This window comes from Nitratireductor sp. StC3 (genome assembly GCF_003015025.1).
GTDB lineage: Bacteria > Pseudomonadota > Alphaproteobacteria > Rhizobiales > Rhizobiaceae > Mangrovimarina > Mangrovimarina alexandrii.
In genome coordinates this window covers 102,041-124,706 of record NZ_PYBP01000007.1, presented here as the reverse complement: position 1 = coordinate 124,706, position 22,666 = coordinate 102,041, and the positions used below count along the sequence as shown (strand labels likewise).

Genomic DNA, 22,666 nt, shown 5'->3' with positions numbered 1-22,666 from the left:
GTTTATGATCTAAAGGCTCGCGCTGTTTCCCTCAAGGCATGGTTCGCGGCCACGGCCACATTCCCGGCACGGCCCTCTGCTCGAAGGACGACGACCGGCGCAGAAAGACAGGCTTGCCCCTCGCCCTGGTCCATGAAACGCTAGATCGTCGCGTTGCGGGGTACAGACAGTTTGTTAAGCCTTCTCAAATGGTTGCTTGGCGTCTCGGCCAGCCTTGGCCTGTTGATCGTCTCCGCGCGCCTGCTCCTGCCCCTTCCCGACCTGCAGGCGCGCACGCCGAGCACGGCCATACCCCTGTCGAAGGAGACGGCCTGGGGGCGCGGCCTTGCGGCCTCGGTCCGCGACCACCCGGAAAAGTCCGGCGTTCTGCCGCTCGCCACCGGACACGAGGCGCTGGCCAGCCGGCTTCTCCTGACGGCCCAGGCGGAACGCTCGCTCGACGTACAATATTACATCTGGCACGACGACGTTTCCGGCCGCCTGCTGCTGCGGGCGCTGGCGGACGCCGCGCGGCGCGGCGTGCGTGTACGCCTGCTGCTCGACGACAACGGCGTTTCGGGAATGGACGCGACGCTGGCCGCGCTGAACGCACAGGACGACTTCGAGGTGCGGCTGTTCAACCCGTCGCGCGTACGCCGGCTGAAGCTTGCGGGTTTCGTGTTCGACTTTTTCCGCATGAACCGGCGCATGCACAACAAGGCTTTCATCGTCGATGGCGCGGCCGCGATCATCGGCGGGCGCAATGTCGGCGACGAATATTTCAGCATCGGCGAACAGAACTATTTCCTCGACCTCGACGTGCTGGCGGCCGGTACGGTCGTGCCGGAGACGGCGGCGAATTTCGACCGCTACTGGAACAGCCAATCCGCCTATCCGATCGACGCGGTGGCCCCCAACGCCGACAGGCGGCTGCCGGACTGGCTGACGGAAGGCGGCACCTCGCCGGAGGCCGAATGGCTGAAACGGATGCCGGAACTGGAAGAATCCGTCGCGGGGCGTCTGAACAGCGGCGACATCACCCTGGAATGGACCGATGTCCGGCTTTTCAGCGATCCGCCCTCGAAAGGGCTCGGCAGAGCCAAACCCGGCGAGTTGATGATCAGCCAGCTCGGGTCGGCTCTCGGCCCCGTCCGCAAGAGGCTGGACGTGATCTCAGCCTATTTCGTTCCCGGCAAGGGCGGCATGGATTATTTCAAGTCGATCCGCAATTCCGGCACCGCAGTCACCATCCTTACCAACGCCCTCAAATCGACCGACGTCGCGATGGTCCATGCCGGCTACAGCAAGTATCGCCGGCGCCTGTTGAAGGCCGGCATCGCGCTCTACGAGCTCAAACCCAGGCCCGGCCTGCCCGATGGCGCCTCGGAACTGTCGGCGACCGGCTCATCGGGCTCCAGCCTGCATGCCAAGACCCTGAGCGTGGACGGCCAGCGCGTCTTCGTCGGCTCGTTCAATTTCGACCCGCGCTCGGTCCATCTCAATTGCGAGATGGGTTTTCTGATCGAAAGCGCATCGATGGCCCGGCGCATCCACGAGGCGTTTACGCGCGATCTGGCCCACAGCGCCTACCGGGTGGAACTGCAGAACGGTGAACTGCGCTGGATCGAGACCGGTCCCGACGGCACCACCACGGCACTGGATACCGAGCCCGGCGCCTCGCTGACCGACCGGATCATGGTCACCGTGTTCGGCTGGCTGCCGATCGAATGGCTGCTTTAGCCAAGGCGGCGTGAAAGTGCTCGGTCGGTCGTTTCTCCGGACGCCGCACAGGCCCACCGGTCGATACGCCGCCTCGCACGCGGCAACGCAGAAAAAGGATCCTCTCGGCGTCCGCCGCGCGGCACTCACGCATGCCACGTTCCTTTCGCCTTCATCTGCTCGATCTCGCGCAGTGCGCGCTCGCGCAGCCGCGCGTCGCGGATCATGGTCGAGACCGCGGCGTCGTCGGAGCGATCGGAATAGCGGAACTCGGAATCGGCGTAGCGGTTGATCTCCTGCATGACCATCGCCATCGTGAAGGGACCGCGCAACTCCTCGATCATGGCTTTCTTGTCGTCATAGGCCTTGTGCATGAAGGTTTCGGGTTTTTCGAACCAGTCGTCGGGCAGTTCGATATCCATGGCCCGCATCTTGATGGCATCGGTGATGTTCTTGATCGCCCGGCCGGTGAAGCGCGGCTCCGCCTCCTTGATGAGATGCAGGTACGAGCCGATGTCGGCCAGCGTGCGGGGCTCGCCATACTGGTCGAGATAACGCTCATAGACTTTCTGCAGGCCCTCTTCCTGCGGCTTGGAATGATGCTCGTAGGCGGTGTTGACGGCGCGCTGGATCACCTGGGCGTCGAACAGATCATGCTCGCCGAGCGGGATGCCGTGATTCTTGCCGGCCAGCAGCACGAAAATGTCGATATAATCGTCGCGCGTCTGCGGCCCGTCGACAAGCCAGCGCGCCCCGGCCCGCTGCCTGAGCGCGTCGTCGACATTTTCGGGATAGTTGGAGAACATGCCGAAGGAGCAATTGCCGCGCACAACCGTCGAGGCGCCGGCGAAACTTTCCATCAACACGCCGGTGATCTCCTGCTGGCCGGCCGAGGCGCGGTCGTCGGAGCGCTTGGCGGCGACCTGATCGATGTCGTCGACCGTGCCGAAACCGATGGCGCGCGGATTGATGACGTTGTTGACGAACTGCTTGCAGTTCTGGCCGGACTTGCCCTGGTAGGACGAGATCTGGTCGACGCCGAAATTCTCGTAATGGAACGGGTAGCCGGCAATCTGGCAGTAGTCGTTGATCAGCCCGGCCGTCATCTGGATCAGGATCGTCTTGCCGGTGCCCGGGGCGCCGTCGCCGATGAAGGTGAACAAAAACCCGCCGAGTTCGACGAACGGGTTAAGCTGGCGGTCGAAATCATAGGCCATCAGCATCTTGGCAAGCTTCATGGCCTGATATTTGGCGATGTGGTTGCCAACGATCTCGTTCGGCTTCTTGAACGTCATCACCAACGGCTTGCGCTTCTGACCCGGCGCAACGTCGAACCCGTCAAGGGTGAAATCGTCCTGGTCGATACGGATATGCGCGTCCTCGAACGGCCCCAGCCCGTCGAACCGGCCCTTGCGCGCCAGCAGACCCTCGACCGCCTCGCGGGCAAAGGCGCGCGCCCGGCTCAACAGGTCCTGATCGTCCTTGGCGCCGGCAATCGCGGCATCGAGGCCGGCGATCATCGATTTCAGCGCATCCTGCGGCGTGTCGAACAGGAAATCCGGTTCCTCGACGTCGTTGGGCGCCTCGGCGTCGCTTTCGATGGTCTGCAAGAGGTAGCAAGCGAGGCTGAAGGCGGCGACATAGGCCGAGGCCGACAACAGCCGCTTGAAGCGCTGGGCCTCATCGCCCTCCAGCGGGGCACGGCTGTTTTTGGCCTGCAGGCTTTCCAGTTCGCTGGAGCGGGCGAAAACGTCGCCGACCGCCAGCGCGACCGCAAGCCCGCGGCGGGCGCGAAACAATAACGTGTGCTGGGGGATCGACATCATCACGTCGTCGGCGCGCACGGCGGCGACCGATTTGGCGAACTCGACCTCGCGCGTGCGGCGCACGGAGCCGGTCGATACCGTCGAGACGAAACGCCGGCCGGTGCCGGCAAGCGCGGTCGAAGAGCGCCCGCCGCCGTCCTCCATCACGATGATGCGGGTGATCATGCCCTGCGCCACGGCGCGGTGCTTTTCGATGTCGGCTTCGCCGATCGTGGTCAGGCCGGTATCCATCTTACGCCCCGAATCCTCTGCATTGCTTGACAACCGCCCCGGACACCGTCGCGGAGGCTACACATCGCTGATCACCCGCTCGCCGGACAGGATGTGGACCTTGTAGCCCGAAAAGATCGTCTCGGCCTCGCCGGCCGCATACAGCGCCTGATAGGCCTCGTGCGGCACCAAAGCGTGTTTTTCGTACGCGCTCACGCCCTGTCTGGCCGCCTCCAGGTCGTCGGTGTTGATGAAAAACTCGTCGCGCGCCGGTGTGCTCGACCACAAGCCGCGCCGGCCGGGTTTTTCCCCCTTGGAAAACACCTCCTGGATCGTCCAGGTCAAAAGCCAGGCATTTTTGGAATCGCGCACCTTGTCCAGCACTTCGGCCACGGTCGAATTGTGCTCGGTAATGCCGGCCGAATAAAACGGCCCCAGCACCACGCGCCGCAGCTGCTTGGGGTGCAGCGTGTCGAAATCTTTGTCGAGATTGCCGGCGATCGTCGCCGGCGACAGAGAATAGGCCGAGTTCTTTTCGGCGAAATCGTCGAAGCGGTGCGCCAGGTCCGGGTTGAGAAGCCCCTCGACCGGCAGGGGGATCGGCACGGTTTCGTTGAGCTTGCCGTCCCGCGTGACCAGCGCGCCGACCATGTCGTCGGACGAATCCTCGATCATCGCCATATAGACGAGCGGCAGGTTGGCCGACCCGTCGAAGGCGCCCCAATGGACCAGGCAGTAGGGCCGCCCGGTCTTGGGATTGACCGACACCCGGACCGTCTTGGGCAGGATGAAGGGGGCGAAGACGAGACCGGTGCCCACATCCTGCAGATAAAGCCGCTCGGCCATTGAGCGCTGCAGATCGCTCGGAAACGCCTTGCGGCGCAGGATGAAGTCGACCATCTCCGCGCGCAGCTCGTCCGGCTTGGGGATCGCAGCCAGCTTTTGATCGGCGGTGCGGCGGTCTTTCTCCAGTTCCATGACGTTCTGGAACACCGGGAAGCCGCTTTCGGCCCGCGAGATGCGGAACGACTGGGTGAAGCCAAGCCGGTTCTTCCAGCACGCAAACGAATTTTCCAGCCGGGCGATATATTCCGACACGACCTGCGCCACCAGGCCGTGGCCGTAAAGCGGCGAATTGTCGTGCCGCAAAAAGATATCGAGCCCCTTCAGGGCAGCCGAAATGGCGTCGAAATAGCGGTTCGCGGCTGTGCTAGTATCGGTCATGCGCGGACGTTTCGACTACTGTTGCACGTAGTCGGCCGCATTGTGCTTTTTCATCACCTCGTCGAAGCGGCGGGCGAAGGCATCGTCGGCGAGCTTCTTGCGACGCTGGATGTCGGCGGTCGTGACCATGTTCTTCTCGTGCAGTTCGAGCAGGTCGCCGATATGGCGCTGCGCGGCCGCGCCGATGCCCGCCATCGTCTCCTCGGCGGTGTTGTCGACCTGGCTGCCCAACGTGTTGATGCGGTGGGCGACGTCCTGCTGGGCCGCCGTCTTCAAGGAGTCCTCGAGCGCCTTGTACAAGACGATGCGCTGTTCGGTGTCGATGGTCAGCTTGTTGATCAGCGTGTTCTGGGCGGCGATCTGATTGTTGAGCGAATCGACGAAGGTCTGGAACATCGAGGTGTAGCGCTCGAGCGTCTGGCTTTCGGCCAGCAATTCCTGCTCCTTGGCCTGCATCTCGTTATATTCGGTGGCCAGCTTCGAGCGCTCGCCCTCGAGTTCGGTGCGGTCGGCCTGGCTGGTGGAGGCGGCGATGCGGTTTTCGATGTCGAGCAGCATCGGATTCAGTTCCTCGATGCGCTTTTGCGTCGTCGTCAGCGTGTCCATGGTCGTCTTGCGGCGCTCGATCACTTCCGCCAGGCTCGCCTCGGAGGTCTTGTAGCGCTCGTCCAGCACCTGTTTCTGGTCGGTCAGGATGCCGACGATCGTGTCGGACTTTCCGAGCAATTCCTGCAGGTTTCCGGCCAGCGACATGTTGCGGACGCGCTCGGTGCGCATGCGCTGCTGGCGCTGCTTGGAGAAGAACCCGACAAAGGTCTCCCAGCCGGTATAGCTTTTCATGCTCTCGAATTCGGCGCCGAACACATTGGTGGCGTCTTCGAGCCCGATGATCAGGTCGGCGATATTCGCCTCCATCGTCTTCTGCTGCTTGAGCACGTCGGCGATACGGGCGTTTTCGATGTCGAAATCGACTTCGCCGATCTTCTTGTCGGCCTGCGCGATCTGATCCAGCACGATCCCCGACTGCTCGATCTTGGAGCGCATGTCCTCGACCGTTTTCCGGGTCCTGGCGATTTCGGCATCGAAATTTTGCAGGGTCGCCATCCAGTTTCTCCACTTCGCTGATCGATGCCGGCGGTCGCGCGGCGGTGGTTGAATATATGAGCCGAATGTTGCGATTGAAAGTCCGCTTGCCGTCAACGACGACCCGGCGTTTTCAAGCCCGCCCGGCGCTTCGACCCGTCAGCCGCGCGCGAAGCCGACCATATCCTCGGCCGGCCAACGGCCCATTTCCTCTTCCCAATGGCGCCGGCACAAGGAGACATATTTGTCGTCGCCGCCGATCACCACCTGCTCGCCCTGCCGGCTCACCTTGCCGTCGGGTCCAAGCCTGACGACCATCGTTGCCTTGCGTCCGCACCGGCAGATCGTACGCACCTCGCGCAACTCGTCGGCGATCGCCAACAGCGCGTGCGAACCGGGAAACAGATTGCCCTGGAAGTCGACGCGCAACCCATAGCACATCACCGGAATGTCGAGCCGGTCGACGACCCGGGCGAGTTGCCAGACCTGCTCGTGCGACAGGAACTGGGCCTCGTCGACGAAGACGCAATGCACGACGGTATGCGCGTGGTGCTCGGCGACGCGCCGGTAGAGATCGTCGTCCTGCCTGAACGTCTCCGCCCCTGCCGCCAGGCCGATACGCGAGCCGATGCGGCCCTGGCCGGCGCGGTCGTCGAAGGCGGCGATGAACTCCATCGTCGTCATGCCGCGTTCACGGTAATTGTAGGACGCCTGCAAAAGCATAGTCGACTTGCCGGCATTCATCGTGGCGTAATGAAAATAAAGCTTGGCCATATGTCCCTATAAGCGCAGTCCGCCGCCGGCGGGGAGATGCCGGGCGACGAAGCAGCTACAAAAGCCACGGTCATCCACGCAAATCATGCATATTTTTCGCCTCCCGCACACGCGGCCGCGGCAGAACGGCCGGCACGACGCTTGAATCGACCGCAAAATGGTGTTTGGTTCGCATACCCAACAAAAGGAGTGCGGACCAATGCCGTCGCGCTCCGACAAAGCGTCTCAACGGGAGAAAATTCATGCACCGCACCAAGACCTTCGCCATCGCGCTCGGCCTGAGCGCCGCGCTGTCGGCTCATGCCCAGGCCGCCGACCCCGAAAGCTGCAAGGAAGTGCGCTTCTCCGATGTCGGCTGGACCGACATCACCGCAACGACGGCGGCGGCCTCCGTCATCACCGAGGCGCTCGGCTACCAGCCCAGCGTGGAAATCCTATCGGTTCCCGTCACCTACAGATCGCTGGCGTCGAACGACATCGACATCTTCCTCGGCAACTGGATGCCGACGATGGAAGCCGATATCCGTCCTTATCTCGACGACGGCACGGTGGAAACGGTCACCACCAATCTCGAAGGCGCGAAGTACACGCTTGCGGTGCCCAAATACACGTTCGACGCCGGCCTGCAGAATTTCAGCGACATCGCCACGTTCAAGGACAAGCTCGACGGCCAGATCTACGGTATCGAGGCCGGCAATGACGGCAATCGCCTGATCCTCGACATGATCGAGAACGACACGTTCGGCCTGTCGGGCTTCGAACTGGTGGAAAGCTCGGAAGCCGGCATGCTGTCGGCGGTCTCCAAGGCGGTCGGCAATAAGGAGGATGTGGTCTTCCTGGGTTGGGAACCGCATCCGATGAATGCCAATATCGAGATGGCTTACCTTGCCGGCGGCGATGACGTGTTCGGCCCCAATTACGGCGGCGCCACCGTGCACACCAATGTGCGCGCCGGCTACACCACGGAATGCCCGAATATCGGCAAGCTGCTCGAAAACCTCGTCTTTTCGCTGAAAATGGAAAACGAGATCATGGGCGCGATTCTCGATGACGGCGCCGAGCCGAAGGCCGCGGCGACGGCGTGGCTGAAAGCCAATCCCGACGCGATCGCGCCGTGGCTGGACGGCGTGACCACGCTTGACGGCGGCGACGGCATGGCTGCGGTCAAATCGGCGCTGGGCATGTGATCGCCGATCGCGGCCGCGGGGGCGCCGCCGCGACAGAACCGGCTCGTGGCGTGCCGACGCTGGGTGCCGCCGGCGGACGCACGGGCACAGCCATTCGAGCGCGTTGCGGCGACTGCGGGGCCTGGCGACGCAAGATGAGCATGGATGCGCCGGTCGGCGGCGCATCCGGTGGGGGCTAAGACATGGATCCGATTTCGGACTGGATCGCCAGCGTCAAGATACCGATCGGGCGCTGGGGCAAGCAGTTTTTCGATTTTCTGACCACCAATTTCGAGTGGTTCTTCGATTCGATCGCCGACGGGCTCAAGCTCGTCCTCGACGGCCTCGTCGACCTGCTGCTTCTGGCCCCGCCGGTGGTGCTGGTCGCCGCGATCGCCGCGCTTGCCTGGTATCTGCAACGCTCGTGGAAACTCGCCCTGGCCGTCGCGCTGGGGCTGTTGTTCATCGTCAACCAGGATTTGTGGAAGGAAACCGTCGAGACCCTGGTGCTGGTCGTCGCCGCCGCCGCCGTTTCGATGGCGATCGGTGTGCCGATCGGCATCTGGGCCGCGCACAAGGAAAGCGTCTACCGCTTCCTGCAGCCGCTGCTCGACCTGATGCAGACCCTGCCGACTTTCGTCTACCTGATCCCGGTGCTGATCCTGTTCGGCCTCGGCATCGCACCAGGCCTGATCGTGACCGTCATCTTCGCCTCGCCGGCACCGATCCGGCTGACCTATCTCGGCATCACCTCGGTGCCCAAGCCGATGCTGGAAGCCGGCGAAGCCTTCGGCGCGACCAAGCGCCAGCTCTTGTGGAAGGTCGAACTGCCCGCCGCGCTGCCGACCATCATGGCGGGGCTGACCCAATGCATCATGCTGTGCCTGTCGATGGTGGTGATCGCGGCGCTGATCGGCGCAAACGGCCTCGGCAAACCGGTCGTGCGGGCGCTGAACTCTGTCAACATTCCGCTCGGCCTGGAAGCGGGTCTGGCGATCGTCATCGTGGCGATCATCCTCGACCGGATGTCGCGGATCGGCCGGGGAGACGACACATGAGCACGGCGGTCGAATTTCGCGACGTCGACATCATTTTCGGCGAGCAGCAGGCGGCTGCGCTCGCCCTGCTCGACAAGGGCGCTGACAGGGCCGAGATCCTCGACAAAACGGGCAGCGTGCTCGGCTGCGCGGGCTGCAGCCTGACCGTCGAGGAAGGCGAGATTTCGGTGCTTATGGGTCTGTCGGGCTCGGGCAAATCGACCCTGCTGCGGGCGGTAAACCGCCTGAACGCGGTCACACGGGGCGAAGTGATCGTGCACGCCGAGGACTGGCAGGCCGATGTGGTGTCCTGTTCGGAGGCCGAGTTGCGCAAGATCCGCCGCGAATGCGTGGCGATGGTTTTCCAGCAATTCGCCCTGCTGCCCTGGCGCACGGTGGCCGAAAATGTCGGCTTCGGCCTCGAACTTGCCGGCGTGCCGGAAAAGGAACGGCGCGAGCGGGTCGCGCGCCAGCTCGAACTCGTCCGCCTCGACCAGTGGGCGGACAAGTATGCGCATGAGCTGTCGGGCGGCATGCAGCAGCGCGTCGGGCTGGCCCGCGCCTTCGCCACCGAGGCGCCGATCCTTTTGATGGACGAGCCGTTTTCCGCGCTCGACCCCTTGATCCGGACAAAACTCCAGGACGAATTGCTGCAGCTCCAGAGCGATCTGAAAAAGACGATCATCTTCGTCAGCCACGACCTGGAAGAGGCGCTGAAGATCGGCAACCGCATCACCATCATGGAAGGCGGACGCATCGTACAGTCGGGTTCGCCGGAGGAGATCGTGCTGGAACCGGCCAACGACTATGTGCGCGACTTCATTTCCAACGTGAATCCGCTTTCGGTGCTGACGGCGTGGAACGTCATGCGCGACCGGCGCGACCTGGATATCGGCAGCGACGGCTGGGTCTGGCTCGACCGCCGGCAGACGACCCGCTTCCGACTTGACGAGAACATGCTGGTCATCGGCGCCGAGCGCAACGGAAAGCCCGCAATCTGGGCGGCGTGCGACCCGCTCGAAACGCTGCCGGAAGATTCTCACCAAGTCTACTGGGCCAAGCCGGGCACGACGTTGAAGGCGGTCATGCACGCCATGCACCAGTCGCAGACCGCACCGGTCGCCGTGTTCGACGAACAGTCGCGCTTCATCGGCGCCATCGGTATCCGCGACGTGCTCGGTGCCGTGCTGCGCCGCTGAGGCCGCTCGCCAGGATCGGGCCTACCATCGCGAACCGGCATCGCACGACGACCGGAGGCGCATGGTTTTCCCTCTGCGGGCGAGAGGCCCGTCGGCGGCCGACGACATGGCAGCGGGTCTGTGAACCGGCTAATAATCGTGTATATTTTTTTGGAATTTTCAGGAACGCGCCCATATTTTGATATTTTTTTCGCAACCAAGAATAGCAATATAATTACTTTCTATTCTTTTAAAACATTTCCAAAAAGCTTTATAATCAAAAATAAAGCTAATTACTTTCAAGATGGCTAATATGCTATCGAACATGTGAAACAAGGGATTTGATCACGCGGCTATATTCCTCTAGGGTCACAAAAAAAGATAACCAGAGGGAGAAAACATTGAATGAGCTTGTCGACGAGGAGCGGGAAGCCGGGTCGTCATCGAGGTCACAGCGCCAAAGCGCGCCCGCTGACCAGCCGATGGTTCTCTTCGAAGAAGTGCAGAAATCCTATGACGGCGAGACACTTGTCGTAAAAAACCTCAATCTCCGCCTCGAGCGGGGAGAATTCATGACCATGCTCGGACCGTCCGGGTCCGGAAAGACCACCTGCCTGATGATGGTCGCCGGCTTCGAACCGGCCACGCATGGCGAAATCTATCTCGACGGCCAGCCCATCAACAGCGTCCCGCCGCACAAGCGTGGCATCGGGATGGTTTTTCAAAACTACGCGCTGTTTCCCCATCTCACGATCGCCGAAAACCTCTCTTTTCCGCTCGAGGTGCGCGGTTTCGACAAGGCCGAACGCGAGAAGAAGGTTCAGCGCGCGCTCGACATGGTGCAAATGGGCGAAGGCGGCTTTCACGGCCGCCGACCGGCTCAGCTGTCCGGCGGCCAGCAGCAACGCGTGGCGCTCGCCCGCGCGCTGGTGTTCGAACCGGAACTGGTCCTGATGGACGAGCCGCTCGGCGCGCTCGACAAACAACTGCGCGAACACATGCAGTTCGAAATCAAGCACCTGCACGAATCGCTCGGCGTCAGCGTGATCTACGTCACCCACGACCAGAGCGAAGCACTGACGATGTCGGATCGGGTCGCCGTCTTCAATGACGGCGTCATCCAGCAACTCGCCTCGCCCGAGGTGCTCTACGAAAAGCCGGAAAACAGCTTCGTCGCCCAGTTCATCGGCGAGAACAACACGCTTGTCGGCAAGATACGATCGATCAATGACGGCATCGCGCGGGTTCTTCTGAACGACGGCGAGGAGGTCATGGCGCTAGCAATCAATGCCGGCCCCGGCGAGCGCACCCAGCTTTCCATCCGGCCCGAGCGTGTCGAGATCGATCCCGACGAAAGCGTCACGGATCACACGGTGACGGGACGCGTCGAAGAGGTGATCTATCTCGGCGACCATATCCGCACCCGCATGACGGTCGCCGGCAACAGCGCCTTCGTGGTCAAGACACGCAACCGGCTCGGCGCGCGCCGCTTCAAGGCCGGCGAAAGCGTGCGGGTCGGGTGGGCGACCGAGGATTGCCGGGCCCTCGACCACGGCGACTGAGTGCCCGGCGCGGGCGCGGTCCGAACAGGTCATCCGGCGGACCTTGAGAGAAAGAAAAACCAGCGTCGGACACAAACTCGATGTGTCTTTCATCCCGAAGTCAAAGCAGAAAAAAATCAAAGGAAGGTGTCAGTATGAAACGGGTTCTGATCTTAACCGGCACGGCCGCGGCGATCGCGTTTGGCGGCGCGATTGCGCAGGACAAACAACTGACGATCGTCTCGTGGGGCGGTGCCTATTCGAAATCCCAGATCGAGGCCTACCACAAGCCCTATACCGAAAAGACCGGCGTGGAGATCCTCAATGAGGACAAATCGGCCAACGCGCTCGCCGGCATTCGCGCCCAGGTCGAGGCCGGCAACGTGACCTGGGACGTGGTCGACATGCTGCAGGCCGACGCCCAGCGCGCCTGCGACGAGGGTCTGGTGATGGAAGTGCCGCACGACGAGTGGCTCAAGGCCGCACCGGACGGCACGCCAGCCTCCGAAGACTTCATCGAAGGCACGCTCGGCCCGTGCTTCATCCCGCAGATCCTCTACGCCACCATGTTCGCCTACAACACCGAGGCGTTCCCCGACGGCGGCCCGCAGACGGTCGAGGATGTGTGGGACGTGGAAAAATTCCCCGGCACCCGGGCGCTGCAGCAGATTCCGCAGAAGAACCTCGAATGGGCGCTGCTCGCCGACGGGGTGGAGACCGACAAGGTTTACGAGGTGCTCGCCACCAAGGAGGGCCAGGACCGGGCCTTCGCCAAGCTCGACGAGATCAAGGACAACGTGATCTGGTGGTCGGAAGGCGCGCAGCCGCCGCAAATGCTGGCCGACAAGGAAGCGGTGATCGCCACCGCCTATAATGGCCGCATCTTCAACGCGCAGGTCAACGAGGACCAGCCGTTCGAGATCATGTGGGACCACCAGATGTTCGAAACCGACGGCTGGGTGGTGCCGGTCGATACCGGCAATCTCGACACGATCAAGGACTATCTGGCGTTCGCGACCGACACCCAGCGCCTCGCCGACCAGGCCAAGTACATCTCCTACGGTCCGGCGCGCAAATCTTCCGCGCCGCTGGTGGGTATGCTCGAGGGTACGGATATCGACATGAAGCCGCACATGCCGACCAATCCGACGAATCTCGAGACCGCGATCCCGTTCGATGTCCAGTTCTGGGCCGATTACGGCGACGCGCTTGAAGAGCGTTTCAACGCCTGGGTCGCCGGCTGACCCCAAAAACGGCGGCGGGGCGCCAGCGCGCCCCGCCCGCTTCGCCGCCGCATCCCGAACCCGACCGGACGGACCCATGGCATCGTCACGAAAGACTTCCCGCGAGCCGATCCTCGCAGCCGACGGCACGCCTTTGAAGCAGGCGCTGCGCCGCTCTCAAAAGGCCGAAAGGCGCCGGGCCTTCGCGCTGGTGGCGCCGTTGCTGATCTTTCTCTTGATCGTGTTCGTCGTGCCGATCCTGGCGATGATCTGGCGCTCGGTCTACAATCCCGAAATCCGGGGTTACCTGCCGCAGACCGCGGCCGCGCTTCAGCAATGGGACGGTCAGGACGTGCCGCCGGAACCCGTATTCCAGGCCATGGCCGCCGACATGATCGTCGGCATCGAGAACCGCACGATCGGCCGCGCCGCCGCGCGTATCAACCGCGAAATCCCGGGCGCGCGCAGCACCGTGATGCGCACCGCCCGCCAGGTCGACGAATGGTCGGCGCCCTATCGCGAAAAATTCCTCGACGCCGACGCCGACTGGGCCAATCCGGAACTGTGGCGCATCCTGAAGCGCGAATCGCGCCTTTTGACGCCGACCTACTATCTGCTGGCCGTCGACTACGAATACAATTCCCAGGGCGAGATCGCGCCGCGTCCAGAAGTCTACCAGGTCTATAAGGGGCTGTTTTTCCGCACCGCCTGGATGAGCATCCTGATCACGCTGATCTGCGTGGTGCTGGCCTATCCGATCTCCTACATGCTGGCGACGCAGCCGGCGCGGATCGCCAATCTGCTTTTGATCCTGGTGCTGCTGCCGTTCTGGACCTCGCTGCTGGTGCGCACCTCGGCATGGATCGTGCTGTTGCAGCAGCAGGGCGTCATCAACGAGCTGCTGGTGGCGGTCGGCATTATCGGCGACGACGGCCGGCTGCGCATGATCTACAACCGAACCGGCACGATCGTGGCCATGACGCATATCCTCCTGCCCTTCATGGTGCTGCCGCTCTATTCGGTGATGAAGACCATCCCGCCGAGCTACCTCAGGGCGGCGAAATCGCTCGGCGCGCATCCGTTCCGCGCCTGGTGGCGGGTCTATTTCCCGCTCACCATTCCGGGCCTGGCGGCCGGCTGCATTCTCGTGTTCATCCTGGCGATCGGCTACTATATCACGCCGGCCCTGGTGGGCGGCGACAGCGGCATCTTCATCTCCAACCTGATCGCGCAGAACATGCAGGGATCGAGCGCCCAGCTCAAGCTGGCGGCCGCGCTGGCCACCATCCTGCTGGTCGCCGTGCTGATCGTGTACTGGGTGTTCAACAAGCTGGTCGGCGTCGACCGGTTGAAGTTCGGATAGGAGGCACCCATGGCCCTGCCGTCATACGCAACGCCGGTCGAGCGCATCTGGCACTACGCCTTCAATATAATCTGCGGGCTGATCTTCTTTTTCCTGATCGCGCCGATCATCGTCATCATTCCGCTCGCCTTCAACGCCGAACCCTATTTCACCTTCACGCGCGAGATGCTGACCTTCAATCCGGACGGCTATTCCCTGCGCTGGTTCAACAATCTGTTCGGTTCGACGGAATGGATGAGTTCGATCCGCAATTCCTTCATCATCTCGATCGCCTCGACGATCCTGGCGACCGCGCTCGGCACGCTGGCTGCGCTCGGGCTGAACCGGCCCAGCATGCCGGCACGCGGCTTGATCACCGCCGTGCTGATCTCGCCGATGATCGTGCCGTTGATCATCACGGCCGCCGCCTTGTTCAGCTTTTTCGCCCGCGCCGGCCTGTCACAGACCTTCCCCGGCATCATCCTCAGCCATGTCGTGCTCGGCACGCCGTTCGTGGTGCTGACCGTGACGGCCTCGCTCGCCGGCTTCAACGAGACGCTGATCCGCGCCTCGCAAAGCCTCGGTGCCAACCAGACGCGCACCTTCTTCAAGGTGATCCTGCCGCTGCTCTTGCCCGGCGTGATCTCCGGCGCGCTGTTTGCCTTTGTCACCTCGCTCGACGAAGTCGTCATCGTCAACTTCATGGCCGGCCCGGAACAGACGCCGATGACGGTGCGGATGTTCTCCGGCCTGCGCGAGGAAATCAGCCCGACGATCCTGGCGCTCGCGAGCCTGCTGGTGGCGCTGTCGATCCTGCTCTTGAGTACGCTGGAAATGATCCGGCGCCGCAATGAGCGGCTGCGCGGCATGTCGCCGGGCTGACGGAAGCCCGATCATCCGAGGGGAGCGCGGCGCGCACGGACGATAAAGTCTCGGCGCGTCGCGCCGTTTGGCGCCAGGGCCGCGCGATGACGGGCTTCATAGTATTCGTCGGAACCGCCCCGCCCGATCCGCTTTTTCCGCTTGATCGTCACCGCAATCGACCGCACTGTCGCCGCCCGGCTTGCGCAGCCGCCTCGGCCGGCGCTACGATGAGACTGGATGGTTCTATTTCATAACATTATTGGAGGAAACTCACCATGAACCCATCGGGCGAGATTGCGATCGTCACAGGCGGCGGCTCGGGACTGGGCGAGGCGACGGCAAGGGCGCTCGCCGCCAAGGGCGCCAAGATCGCCATTCTCGACGTCGGCATGGAGCGCGCGCAAAAAGTCGCCGACGAACTCGGCGGCATCGCGGTGCGCTGCGACGTTTCCAGCGCCGAGAGCGGAGAAGCCGCGATCGCGGAGGTGGCCGACACGCTGGGCGGGCCGCGCATCCTGGTCAATTGCGCCGGCATCGCGATTGCCATGAAGACCACCGGCAAGGAGGGCGCGCATTCGCTCGACGCCTATCGCAAGGTGATCGAAGTCAATCTGATCGGCACGTTCAATATGATCCGGCTTTTCGCCGTGCGCTGCGAGAAGCTGGAGCCGCTCGACGGCGGCGAGCGCGGCGTGATCATCAACACCGCATCCGTGGCGGCGTTCGACGGGCAGGTCGGCCAGGTAGCCTACTCCTCCTCCAAGGGCGGCGTGGTCGGCCTGACCCTGCCGGTTGCGCGCGACCTGTCGCGCGCCGGCATCAGGGTGTGCACGATCGCGCCAGGCATTTTCCGCACCCCGATGATGGCGGGCCTGCCGGAAGAGGCGCAGCAATCGCTCGGTCAGCAGGTGCCCTTCCCGCCGCGCCTGGGCGAGCCTTCGGAATATGCCGCGCTCGCCTGCCACATCGTGGACAACCAGATGCTCAACGGCGAGACCATCCGCCTCGACGGCGCGATCCGCATGGCGCCCCGCTGAACCGGAGCGGCGGGCGATGGAGGGCACGCAGCGCACCGGACCGCTCGCCGGCCTCAAGGTCGTCGAGATGGCGGGGATCGGCCCGGTACCGCTCGCCGGCCTCCTGCTCGCCGAAATGGGGGCGCAGGTCCTGCGCGTCGAGCGTCTGCGCGCCGGGCGCCCGTTCCTGAGCATCCCGGAGGCCTTCGATCTCGACCGCCACGGCCGCGACACGCTCAAGATCGATCTCAAACACGCCGAGGGCGTGGCACTGGTGCGCCGCCTCGCCGCCGGCGCCGACATCGTCATCGAAGGCTACCGACCCGGCGTCATGGAACGGCTGGGGTTGGGGCCGGACGTGCTGTGCGCCGACAATGCCGGGCTCGTCTATGGGCGCATGACCGGTTTCGGTCAGGACGGGCCGCTCGCCGGACGGGCCGGACACGACCTGACCTATCTGGCCCTGTCCGGCGTCCTGCACGCGATCGGTCCCAGAAACGGCAAGCCGCTGCCGCCCCTCAACCTCGTCGCCGACTATGGCGGCGGGACGATGTTTCTGATCGCGGGCGTGCTGGCCGCCCTGGTGGCGCGGGGGCGCAACGGCAAAGGCCAGGTTGTGGACGCGGCGATGATCGACGGCGCCTCCATGCTCGCCGCACCGTTCTTCGCCTTCATGGCGGCCGGTATCTGGCAGGACAGACGCGGCGCCAATCTGCTCGATTCCGGCTGCCCGTTCTACGACACCTACGAGACGGCCGATGACAAACATGTCGCCGTCGCCTGTCTGGAGCCGCAATTCTTCGCCGAATTCGCGCGCCTGCTGCCGCTCGAGGAGAGCCTGGCCAAGGCGCAGTACGACACCGCGCGCTGGGACGAGATGCGCGCCGCGATCGCCGCCAGGCTGAAATCCAAATCCCGCGACCACTGGGCGGCCCTGTTCGAAGACAGCGACGCCTGCGTGGCGCCGGTGCTGTCGCTTGCCGAAGCGCCGACGCATCCGCACAACCGGGCGCGGGCGACCCATATCAAGACCGGCGGCCTGACTCGGCCCGGCCCCGCTCCCCGCTTCTCCGAAACCCCGTCCGCGCCGCGCGGGCCGGTGGCCAAACGGCCCGCCGCCGCTATTTTGGGCGATTTCGGCATCGAGGCGGCCAGAGCCGCCCCTCTTGTCGACGCGGGCATTCTCGATGCATGAACGGCAGCAACAATGCGACCGCTTCGCGGGACAAAAATGACCGAGAAGAAATTCGATCCGATCCGTGAAACCGATGCCGAATCGATCCGGCTCGCCAGCACGCTGATCCGCACGGCCCGCTTCGGCGCGCTGGCCGTGCTCGACCCAAAGACCGGAGCGCCCTCGGCCAGCCGGGTGGCGACGGCGACCGATCTTGACGGTACGCCGCTGATCCTGGTCTCGGCCTTGTCCGGCCATACCGCCGGGCTGATGGCCGATCCGCGCTGCTCGTTGCTGCTCGGCGAGCCAGGCAAGGGCGACCCGCTCGCCCATCCGCGCATCACGCTTAGCTGTCGCGCCGAAAAGCTCGACCGCAACGCCCCAGAGGGCACGCGCGCCCGCCGCCGCTACCTCAACCGGCATCCGAAAGCGAAGCTTTATGCCGATTTCGGCGATTTTTCCTTTTTCAGGCTTGCCCCCCAGGGCGCCAGCCTGAATGGCGGTTTTGCCAGGGCCTATGTCCTGGCGCGGGCCGACCTCGTCGCCGACCATGCCGCCAATGCGGCCCTCGCCGATACCGAACAGGGCGCGATCGACCACATGAACGCCGACCACGGCGACGCGGTCGCGGCCTATGCCCGCCATTTCGCCGGCGTCAAGGACCGGCGCGCCTGGCTTTTGACCGGCGTCGATGCCGAAGGGCTGGATATCGCCAGCGGCGAAGAGAGCCGGCGGATTTTCTTCGCCAGCCCGCTGGCGGACGCCGCCGATTTGCGCGGCGTGCTTGTCGACATGGCAAAAACGGCGCGTAACGACGACGCATCCACGACTTCGTGAGGCCAAGCGGCATTATTTGACGCACCTGCGCTTTCGTCCGCTACGAATCTGGACTAACTTCATTGATACAGGGGGTAACGGCTGGGTATGGGGCACCCGGTTGGATCGTTTTCCGATCCTGGCTTCCTGAAACAACGATCAGATCAATCCCCTCGCAGGAGGCGGACATTGGCACCAGTACAACTCTTGGCTCATGCCGACACCGCAGCAGAATTCCTAACCGCTTTCGCAAACAGCAAGCGAATACAGATCATGTGCGAAATCCTCGGGCGCGAATTGCCGGTCGGGGTGATCGCCTCAAAGGTCGGGCTCAGCCAGTCCGCGCTCTCGCAGCATCTGGCGCGCCTGCGCAATCTCGGTCTGGTGCACACGCGCCGCGACAAGCAGACCATCTACTATTCCTGCGGGTCCGACGACGTCAGAAGGTTGTTCAAGGCCCTCGACGACATTTTCGCAGACGAAGACGAGAGCGCGGTTTCCGAGCAGCGCTGACCGGCTCAAATGCCCCGGCTTAGGCGCCCCGGCATAGGCGCCCCAGCATAGGCACTCCGGCGCGACGGGCCCGGTTCACAGTTTTGCCGATTTGGCCGATGATCGGATTTTGCTACCGATTCCGGATCTCCCCGCATGCCAGCCCAGATCATTCCCGTCGACGATCCGGCCGATCCCCGGCTCGCCGACTATCGCGACATCCGCGAACGCGATTTGGTCGGCCGGCAGGGCCGTTTCATCGCCGAAGGCAAGGTGGTGCTCAACGTCCTGTTGCGCCAAAGCCGGTTCGAGACCGAATCGCTGCTCTTGCTGGAAAACCGGCTCGCCGGTGTCGCCGGGCTGGTCGAGGCCGCGCCCGACGGCGTGCCGGCCTATGTCTGTCCGGCCGCCGTGCTCGACGCGGTGGCGGGCTTCCACGTCCATCGCGGCATTCTGGGGCTCGGCCGCCGGGGCCCGGCGCGCGACCTCGATACGGCACTCGGCGCGCTCGGAGACAACGCGCTGGTGGTCGTGCTGGCCGGGCTTGCCAATCACGACAATATCGGCGCCATCTTCCGCAACGCCGCCGCCTTCGAAGCCGACCTGATCGTTCTCGACGAAACCGCGGGCGACCCGCTCTACCGCAAGGCGATCCGGGTCTCGGTCGGCGCGGCGCTGAAGGTGCCGTTCGTGCGGGCCGGTGCCGTGGAGGAGATAGTCGACCGTCTTTCCGGAAACGGCTTCGACTGCCTGGCCTTGTCACCGTCCGGCGGCACGGCCATCGGCGCATACCGGCCCAACCGGCGTCGGGCGCTGTTTTTCGGCAGCGAGGGTCCCGGACTGCCGGAACCGGTCATGCGCTCGATGCGCACGGTGCGCATCCCGATGTCGGACAGTTTCGACAGCCTGAACGTGGCCGCCGCCTCCGCCATCGCCCTGCACCGGCTCTGGCACGGCGCGGGCTCAGCGGACTGAGGCCGCTTCCTTCAGGGCGCGTACACGCTCGGCGAGGCTGGTCGCCGGCGCCCCCTTGGACGGCGTCCCTTCGCCGGCCTTGGCCAGTTCCTCGCCGATCGGCGAGTCGGGGCCATCGAGCATCTCGGTCAGCTTGACAACTTCGGCGGCGAGATCGTTGATCTGCTCGCGCAGCAGCGCGTTTTCGCGACGCTGCTCGTCCCAATCGTCGGAGCGGGCCCGCGCATGGGTCGACAATTCGGTCTTGAGCTTGCGGTTTTCGCGCAAGACGAGTTTCATGCGTTCCTCGAGCCGGGCGCGCTGCTCGTCGACCCTGGCAACCGCCTTCTCGACATCGCCGCCGGTCGCTCCCGACAGCAGCGTCGACATCTGCAATGTCAGATCGGCGATTTCGGCTTCGAGTTGGACCCGGTTCTTTTCCGATTCGGCAAGCTCGGCACTGAGATCGCTTTCCGTCTTGGACGAGCCCTTGAGCTGCCCGCGCAGCCGGGCGAGTTCCTTCTCGCGCCGGTCGAGCTTGTCTTCGCGATCGCTCAACGTCGTGGTCAGTCGCTCCAGCTTCTTTTCCAACCCGCCGCTCTTCTTCTTCTCCGCCCGCAGGCTGTCCTGCAAACTCTTGCTTTCGGCGACCGCCTCGCGCAGGCGCCGCTCGGCGTCCTTCCGCTGCTCGCGCAGGGTGCCGACGTCGCCGGAGACGCGCTCGAAATCCGCTTCGCGCGCGACCAGTTCGATCTGTCGGTTGCTGGCGGTCAGGCTGGCCTCGTCATACATGCGTCCGAGCTTGTCGAGCTCGACCGCCTTGTCCTCGATATCGCGCTCGGTCTCCGCCAGCCGCTCGCCGAGGCGCTGCAGGCGGTCCTCACGCTGGCGCAACTCGTCGCGCAACTCGCCGGCCTGCTTTTCCAGCGCGGTGATCGCATCGTTCTTCTCCGCGCGCTCGGCAGCCAGTTTCTTGAGCTGCTCGTGATTGCGGTTGATTTCGATGATCTGGTTGGCGGCCTTGTCGCGGAACGTCTGAATGCTCATTTCCAGACGCCGGGTCGACATGGCGAACTCCGCGCGCATGCGATCCTTGTCGGCCTCGATCTCGCCCAGCGTCAAAGGCACCGACGCCTCGATCCGTTTTCGGGTCAGCGCGACGGCGCGCCGCCACAGCGCGGGCGCGATCATCAGCGCGAGAAAGGCCGCGCACAAAAAACCCAGTGAGAAGAACAGTGTGGATTCGATCAAGACCGGCCGCCCTGCCAAGCTTCAAGTCGCGATTGCACGCAGGCAAGATGCCACGACGGCGTCGTCACGATCCATAGTGCATGCGCGTTTACTTTGCCTTAACGTTAAGGCCGAGCGCAGCCCGCCGGCCCGATAGAGATCAGAACGGGTTCCAGGTCGGACGCTGGGTGAGCTTTAGATAGCCGACATTGACGCCGAGCCGGGCACCGACGCCGGTGCGCACAGGGATCAGCAGCATGTCGCCATGCTTGAGCACGTTGAACCCCACGCCCGCAACGACATAGGCCGAGCCGGCCACACCGACGAAACGGCGGAAAAGACCGTCGATCGTCTGCAGGTCGTAGACCAGCATCATGGTGCGCGAGCCCTGGCCGCCGAAATCCCAGCCAATCGAAGGTCCCTGCCAGAACACCGGGTGGTCGCCGGCATTCTTGGTGTAGAGGTTGCCTTCGCCATAGGTCAGCCCGCCGACCAGCGCACCGGAACCCTCCTCGCCCAGAATATAGCCATTGGGGGTGCCATAGGCGGAAAAGATCTTCTCGATCACCGCGGCAAGACCGCCCGAGGTCGCGCCGAAGAAACGATGCCCCGAATCGACGATTTCCTGGGCCGTGTACCCCTCCTGCGCGACAGCGGCCGGAGACGGCGCCATCACCAGCGCGGCCATGGCGACGAATGCCGCGGCGAATATCTGCCGGACCGTCGTCCGGGGCTTTTGCAAAAATCTCAAATCGGTCTCCCTTGCGGAGCGGCGTGAACGAGGGTTGGCGCCGACTGGCGCCGGACGGCGGCGCTCAGGCGCGCGCGCCGGGCCATGAACGGCCGAAGCATCGCGGTTCGGCGAGCCTCATAATTGACGAAACCTGGTTACCAAACGTTTTCCAAGCCGCAACTAAGCGAACGAAGATGGCGCTTCAAAGGCCGGAACCAGCGCCGGCGTGCCTCCGCCTTTGTTGCAGCGGCCGCGACCATGTGTAACGAAACGGACCGGCATGGAACCGGTGATTCGCGCCGGGCATCCGCTTGCCGACACGGGCGTTATTTCAGGCGGGACCGGCGCGGCAAGCCACGGCGTTCCGTATGCGCGAGGAGAAACGGTCAATGTCCGAACTGTTCACACTTTCCGCTCCCGACCTGGCAGCTCTTTTGTGCAGCCGCGTCTGTCACGACATCATCTCGCCGGTCGGCGCCATCAATAACGGCCTGGAACTCCTCGACGAAGGCGGCGCCGACGAAGATGCCATGGCGCTGATCCGCCAGAGCGCCCGAACCGCCTCGGCACGGCTGCAATATGCGCGCATCGCCTTCGGCGCGGCGGGATCGGCAGGCATGCAGATCGACACCGGCGACGCGGCCTCGGTAGCGGCGGCGTTTTTCGCCAATGAAAAACCCGAGCTCGAATGGAACGGCGCGCGGGCGCTGCTGCCCAAGAACAAGGTCAAGCTGCTGTTGAACCTGTTGATGGTGGCAGCCGGCGCCATTCCGCGCGGCGGCCGCCTTGCGGTCGACCTGGCCGAGCTGGAAACCAGCCCGCGCTTCACCATCAAGGCGAGCGGGCCGATGGTGCGCGTGCCGCCGAAATTCCTTGAGATGCACTCGGGCACCAAACCCGAAGAGCCGATCGACGCCCATGCCGTGCAGCCCTACTACACCTTGCTGCTGGCGCGCGAGGCCGGCATGACGATCTCGATCCGCGCCACGGCCGACGACGTGACCCTGACGGCCGCCTGACCGGCCAGGCCAGGCCAAACCCGATCCCGGCGACGGTTCAAATTTTAGGTCCCGGTTAGGCCAATT

The 22,666-nt window shown here is 64.0% G+C and carries 20 protein-coding genes; 14 read left to right on the top strand and 6 right to left on the bottom strand.

From position 1 onward, the window contains the following. Positions 1 to 171: 171 nt before the first annotated feature. Complete coding sequence (locus tag C7T96_RS15715; RefSeq protein ID WP_106572198.1) at positions 172 to 1,719, top strand: phospholipase D family protein; 1,548 nt, start codon at positions 172 to 174, stop codon at positions 1,717 to 1,719. 125 nt (positions 1,720 to 1,844) lie between these two features. Here the strand turns inward: C7T96_RS15715 and C7T96_RS15710 are convergent, their stop codons facing one another. The 4 genes from C7T96_RS15710 to C7T96_RS15695 all read right to left on the bottom strand — a co-directional run bounded on the left by C7T96_RS15710 (position 1,845) and on the right by C7T96_RS15695 (position 6,815). Then, positions 1,845 to 3,755: an AAA family ATPase gene (locus C7T96_RS15710; RefSeq protein WP_106572197.1), complete on the bottom strand. Its 1,911-nt coding sequence runs from the start codon at positions 3,753 to 3,755 to the stop codon at positions 1,845 to 1,847. A gap of 57 nt (positions 3,756 to 3,812) precedes the next feature. After that, on the bottom strand, positions 3,813 to 4,958 hold the full coding sequence (locus C7T96_RS15705) for a hypothetical protein (RefSeq protein ID WP_106572196.1): 1,146 nt from the start codon (positions 4,956 to 4,958) through the stop codon (positions 3,813 to 3,815). A gap of 15 nt (positions 4,959 to 4,973) precedes the next feature. Then, entirely contained in the window at positions 4,974 to 6,062 is a 1,089-nt protein-coding gene (locus tag C7T96_RS15700; protein WP_106572195.1) for a hypothetical protein, read from the bottom strand. Positions 6,063 to 6,200: 138 nt separating this feature from the next. Continuing rightward, positions 6,201 to 6,815 carry a thymidine kinase gene (locus tag C7T96_RS15695; protein WP_106572194.1) on the bottom strand — a complete coding sequence of 205 codons (615 nt, stop codon included), beginning with the start codon at positions 6,813 to 6,815 and terminating at the stop codon, positions 6,201 to 6,203. A gap of 242 nt (positions 6,816 to 7,057) precedes the next feature. Between C7T96_RS15695 and C7T96_RS15690 the strand changes: the two genes are divergently transcribed. The 12 genes from C7T96_RS15690 to C7T96_RS15635 all read left to right on the top strand — a co-directional run bounded on the left by C7T96_RS15690 (position 7,058) and on the right by C7T96_RS15635 (position 19,639). After that, positions 7,058 to 8,002: a choline ABC transporter substrate-binding protein gene (locus C7T96_RS15690; RefSeq protein ID WP_106572193.1), complete on the top strand. Its 945-nt coding sequence runs from the start codon at positions 7,058 to 7,060 to the stop codon at positions 8,000 to 8,002. A gap of 182 nt (positions 8,003 to 8,184) precedes the next feature. After that, positions 8,185 to 9,039, top strand: a complete 855-nt coding sequence (gene choW / locus C7T96_RS15685; protein WP_106572192.1) for a choline ABC transporter permease subunit — start codon at positions 8,185 to 8,187, stop codon at positions 9,037 to 9,039. Continuing rightward, a complete protein-coding gene (gene choV / locus C7T96_RS15680) occupies positions 9,036 to 10,217 on the top strand; it encodes a choline ABC transporter ATP-binding protein (RefSeq protein WP_106572191.1) in 1,182 nt (393 codons plus the stop codon). Before choW ends, choV begins: the two co-directional genes overlap by 4 nt. A gap of 461 nt (positions 10,218 to 10,678) precedes the next feature. Further along, entirely contained in the window at positions 10,679 to 11,758 is a 1,080-nt protein-coding gene (locus C7T96_RS15675) for an ABC transporter ATP-binding protein (protein WP_106572190.1), read from the top strand. Positions 11,759 to 11,892: 134 nt separating this feature from the next. After that, positions 11,893 to 12,981 (top strand): ABC transporter substrate-binding protein, encoded by a 1,089-nt coding sequence (locus C7T96_RS15670; protein ID WP_106572189.1) that lies wholly within the window; start codon positions 11,893 to 11,895, stop codon positions 12,979 to 12,981. 76 nt (positions 12,982 to 13,057) lie between these two features. Further along, positions 13,058 to 14,323 (top strand): ABC transporter permease, encoded by a 1,266-nt coding sequence (locus tag C7T96_RS15665; protein WP_106572188.1) that lies wholly within the window; start codon positions 13,058 to 13,060, stop codon positions 14,321 to 14,323. Positions 14,324 to 14,332: 9 nt separating this feature from the next. Then, the gene (locus tag C7T96_RS15660) at positions 14,333 to 15,184 is read left to right on the top strand and encodes an ABC transporter permease (RefSeq protein ID WP_106572187.1); all 852 of its coding nucleotides are present in this window, start codon (positions 14,333 to 14,335) and stop codon (positions 15,182 to 15,184) included. Between the two features lie 257 nt (positions 15,185 to 15,441). Beyond that, positions 15,442 to 16,203 (top strand): 3-hydroxyacyl-CoA dehydrogenase, encoded by a 762-nt coding sequence (locus tag C7T96_RS15655; RefSeq protein WP_106572186.1) that lies wholly within the window; start codon positions 15,442 to 15,444, stop codon positions 16,201 to 16,203. 16 nt (positions 16,204 to 16,219) lie between these two features. After that, the gene (locus tag C7T96_RS15650) at positions 16,220 to 17,377 is read left to right on the top strand and encodes a CaiB/BaiF CoA-transferase family protein (RefSeq protein WP_106572185.1); all 1,158 of its coding nucleotides are present in this window, start codon (positions 16,220 to 16,222) and stop codon (positions 17,375 to 17,377) included. Positions 17,378 to 17,413: 36 nt separating this feature from the next. After that, a complete protein-coding gene (locus tag C7T96_RS15645) occupies positions 17,414 to 18,193 on the top strand; it encodes a HugZ family protein (RefSeq protein WP_106572184.1) in 780 nt (259 codons plus the stop codon). Between the two features lie 168 nt (positions 18,194 to 18,361). Then, entirely contained in the window at positions 18,362 to 18,685 is a 324-nt protein-coding gene (locus tag C7T96_RS15640; RefSeq protein WP_106572183.1) for a metalloregulator ArsR/SmtB family transcription factor, read from the top strand. A gap of 135 nt (positions 18,686 to 18,820) precedes the next feature. After that, positions 18,821 to 19,639, top strand: coding sequence for an RNA methyltransferase (locus C7T96_RS15635; RefSeq protein ID WP_106572182.1), 819 nt, complete (start codon positions 18,821 to 18,823; stop codon positions 19,637 to 19,639). Here the strand turns inward: C7T96_RS15635 and C7T96_RS15630 are convergent. Next, a complete protein-coding gene (locus C7T96_RS15630; RefSeq protein WP_106572181.1) occupies positions 19,628 to 20,869 on the bottom strand; it encodes a hypothetical protein in 1,242 nt (413 codons plus the stop codon). The genes C7T96_RS15635 and C7T96_RS15630 overlap by 12 nt on opposite strands. Positions 20,870 to 21,008: 139 nt before the next feature. Further along, entirely contained in the window at positions 21,009 to 21,536 is a 528-nt protein-coding gene (locus tag C7T96_RS15625; RefSeq protein WP_106572279.1) for an EipA family protein, read from the bottom strand. Between the two features lie 434 nt (positions 21,537 to 21,970). On the opposite strand from C7T96_RS15625, the gene C7T96_RS15620 reads away from it, so the two are divergent. Next, positions 21,971 to 22,600, top strand: a complete 630-nt coding sequence (locus C7T96_RS15620) for a histidine phosphotransferase family protein (protein WP_106572180.1) — start codon at positions 21,971 to 21,973, stop codon at positions 22,598 to 22,600. The last annotated feature ends 66 nt before the right edge of the window (positions 22,601 to 22,666 follow it).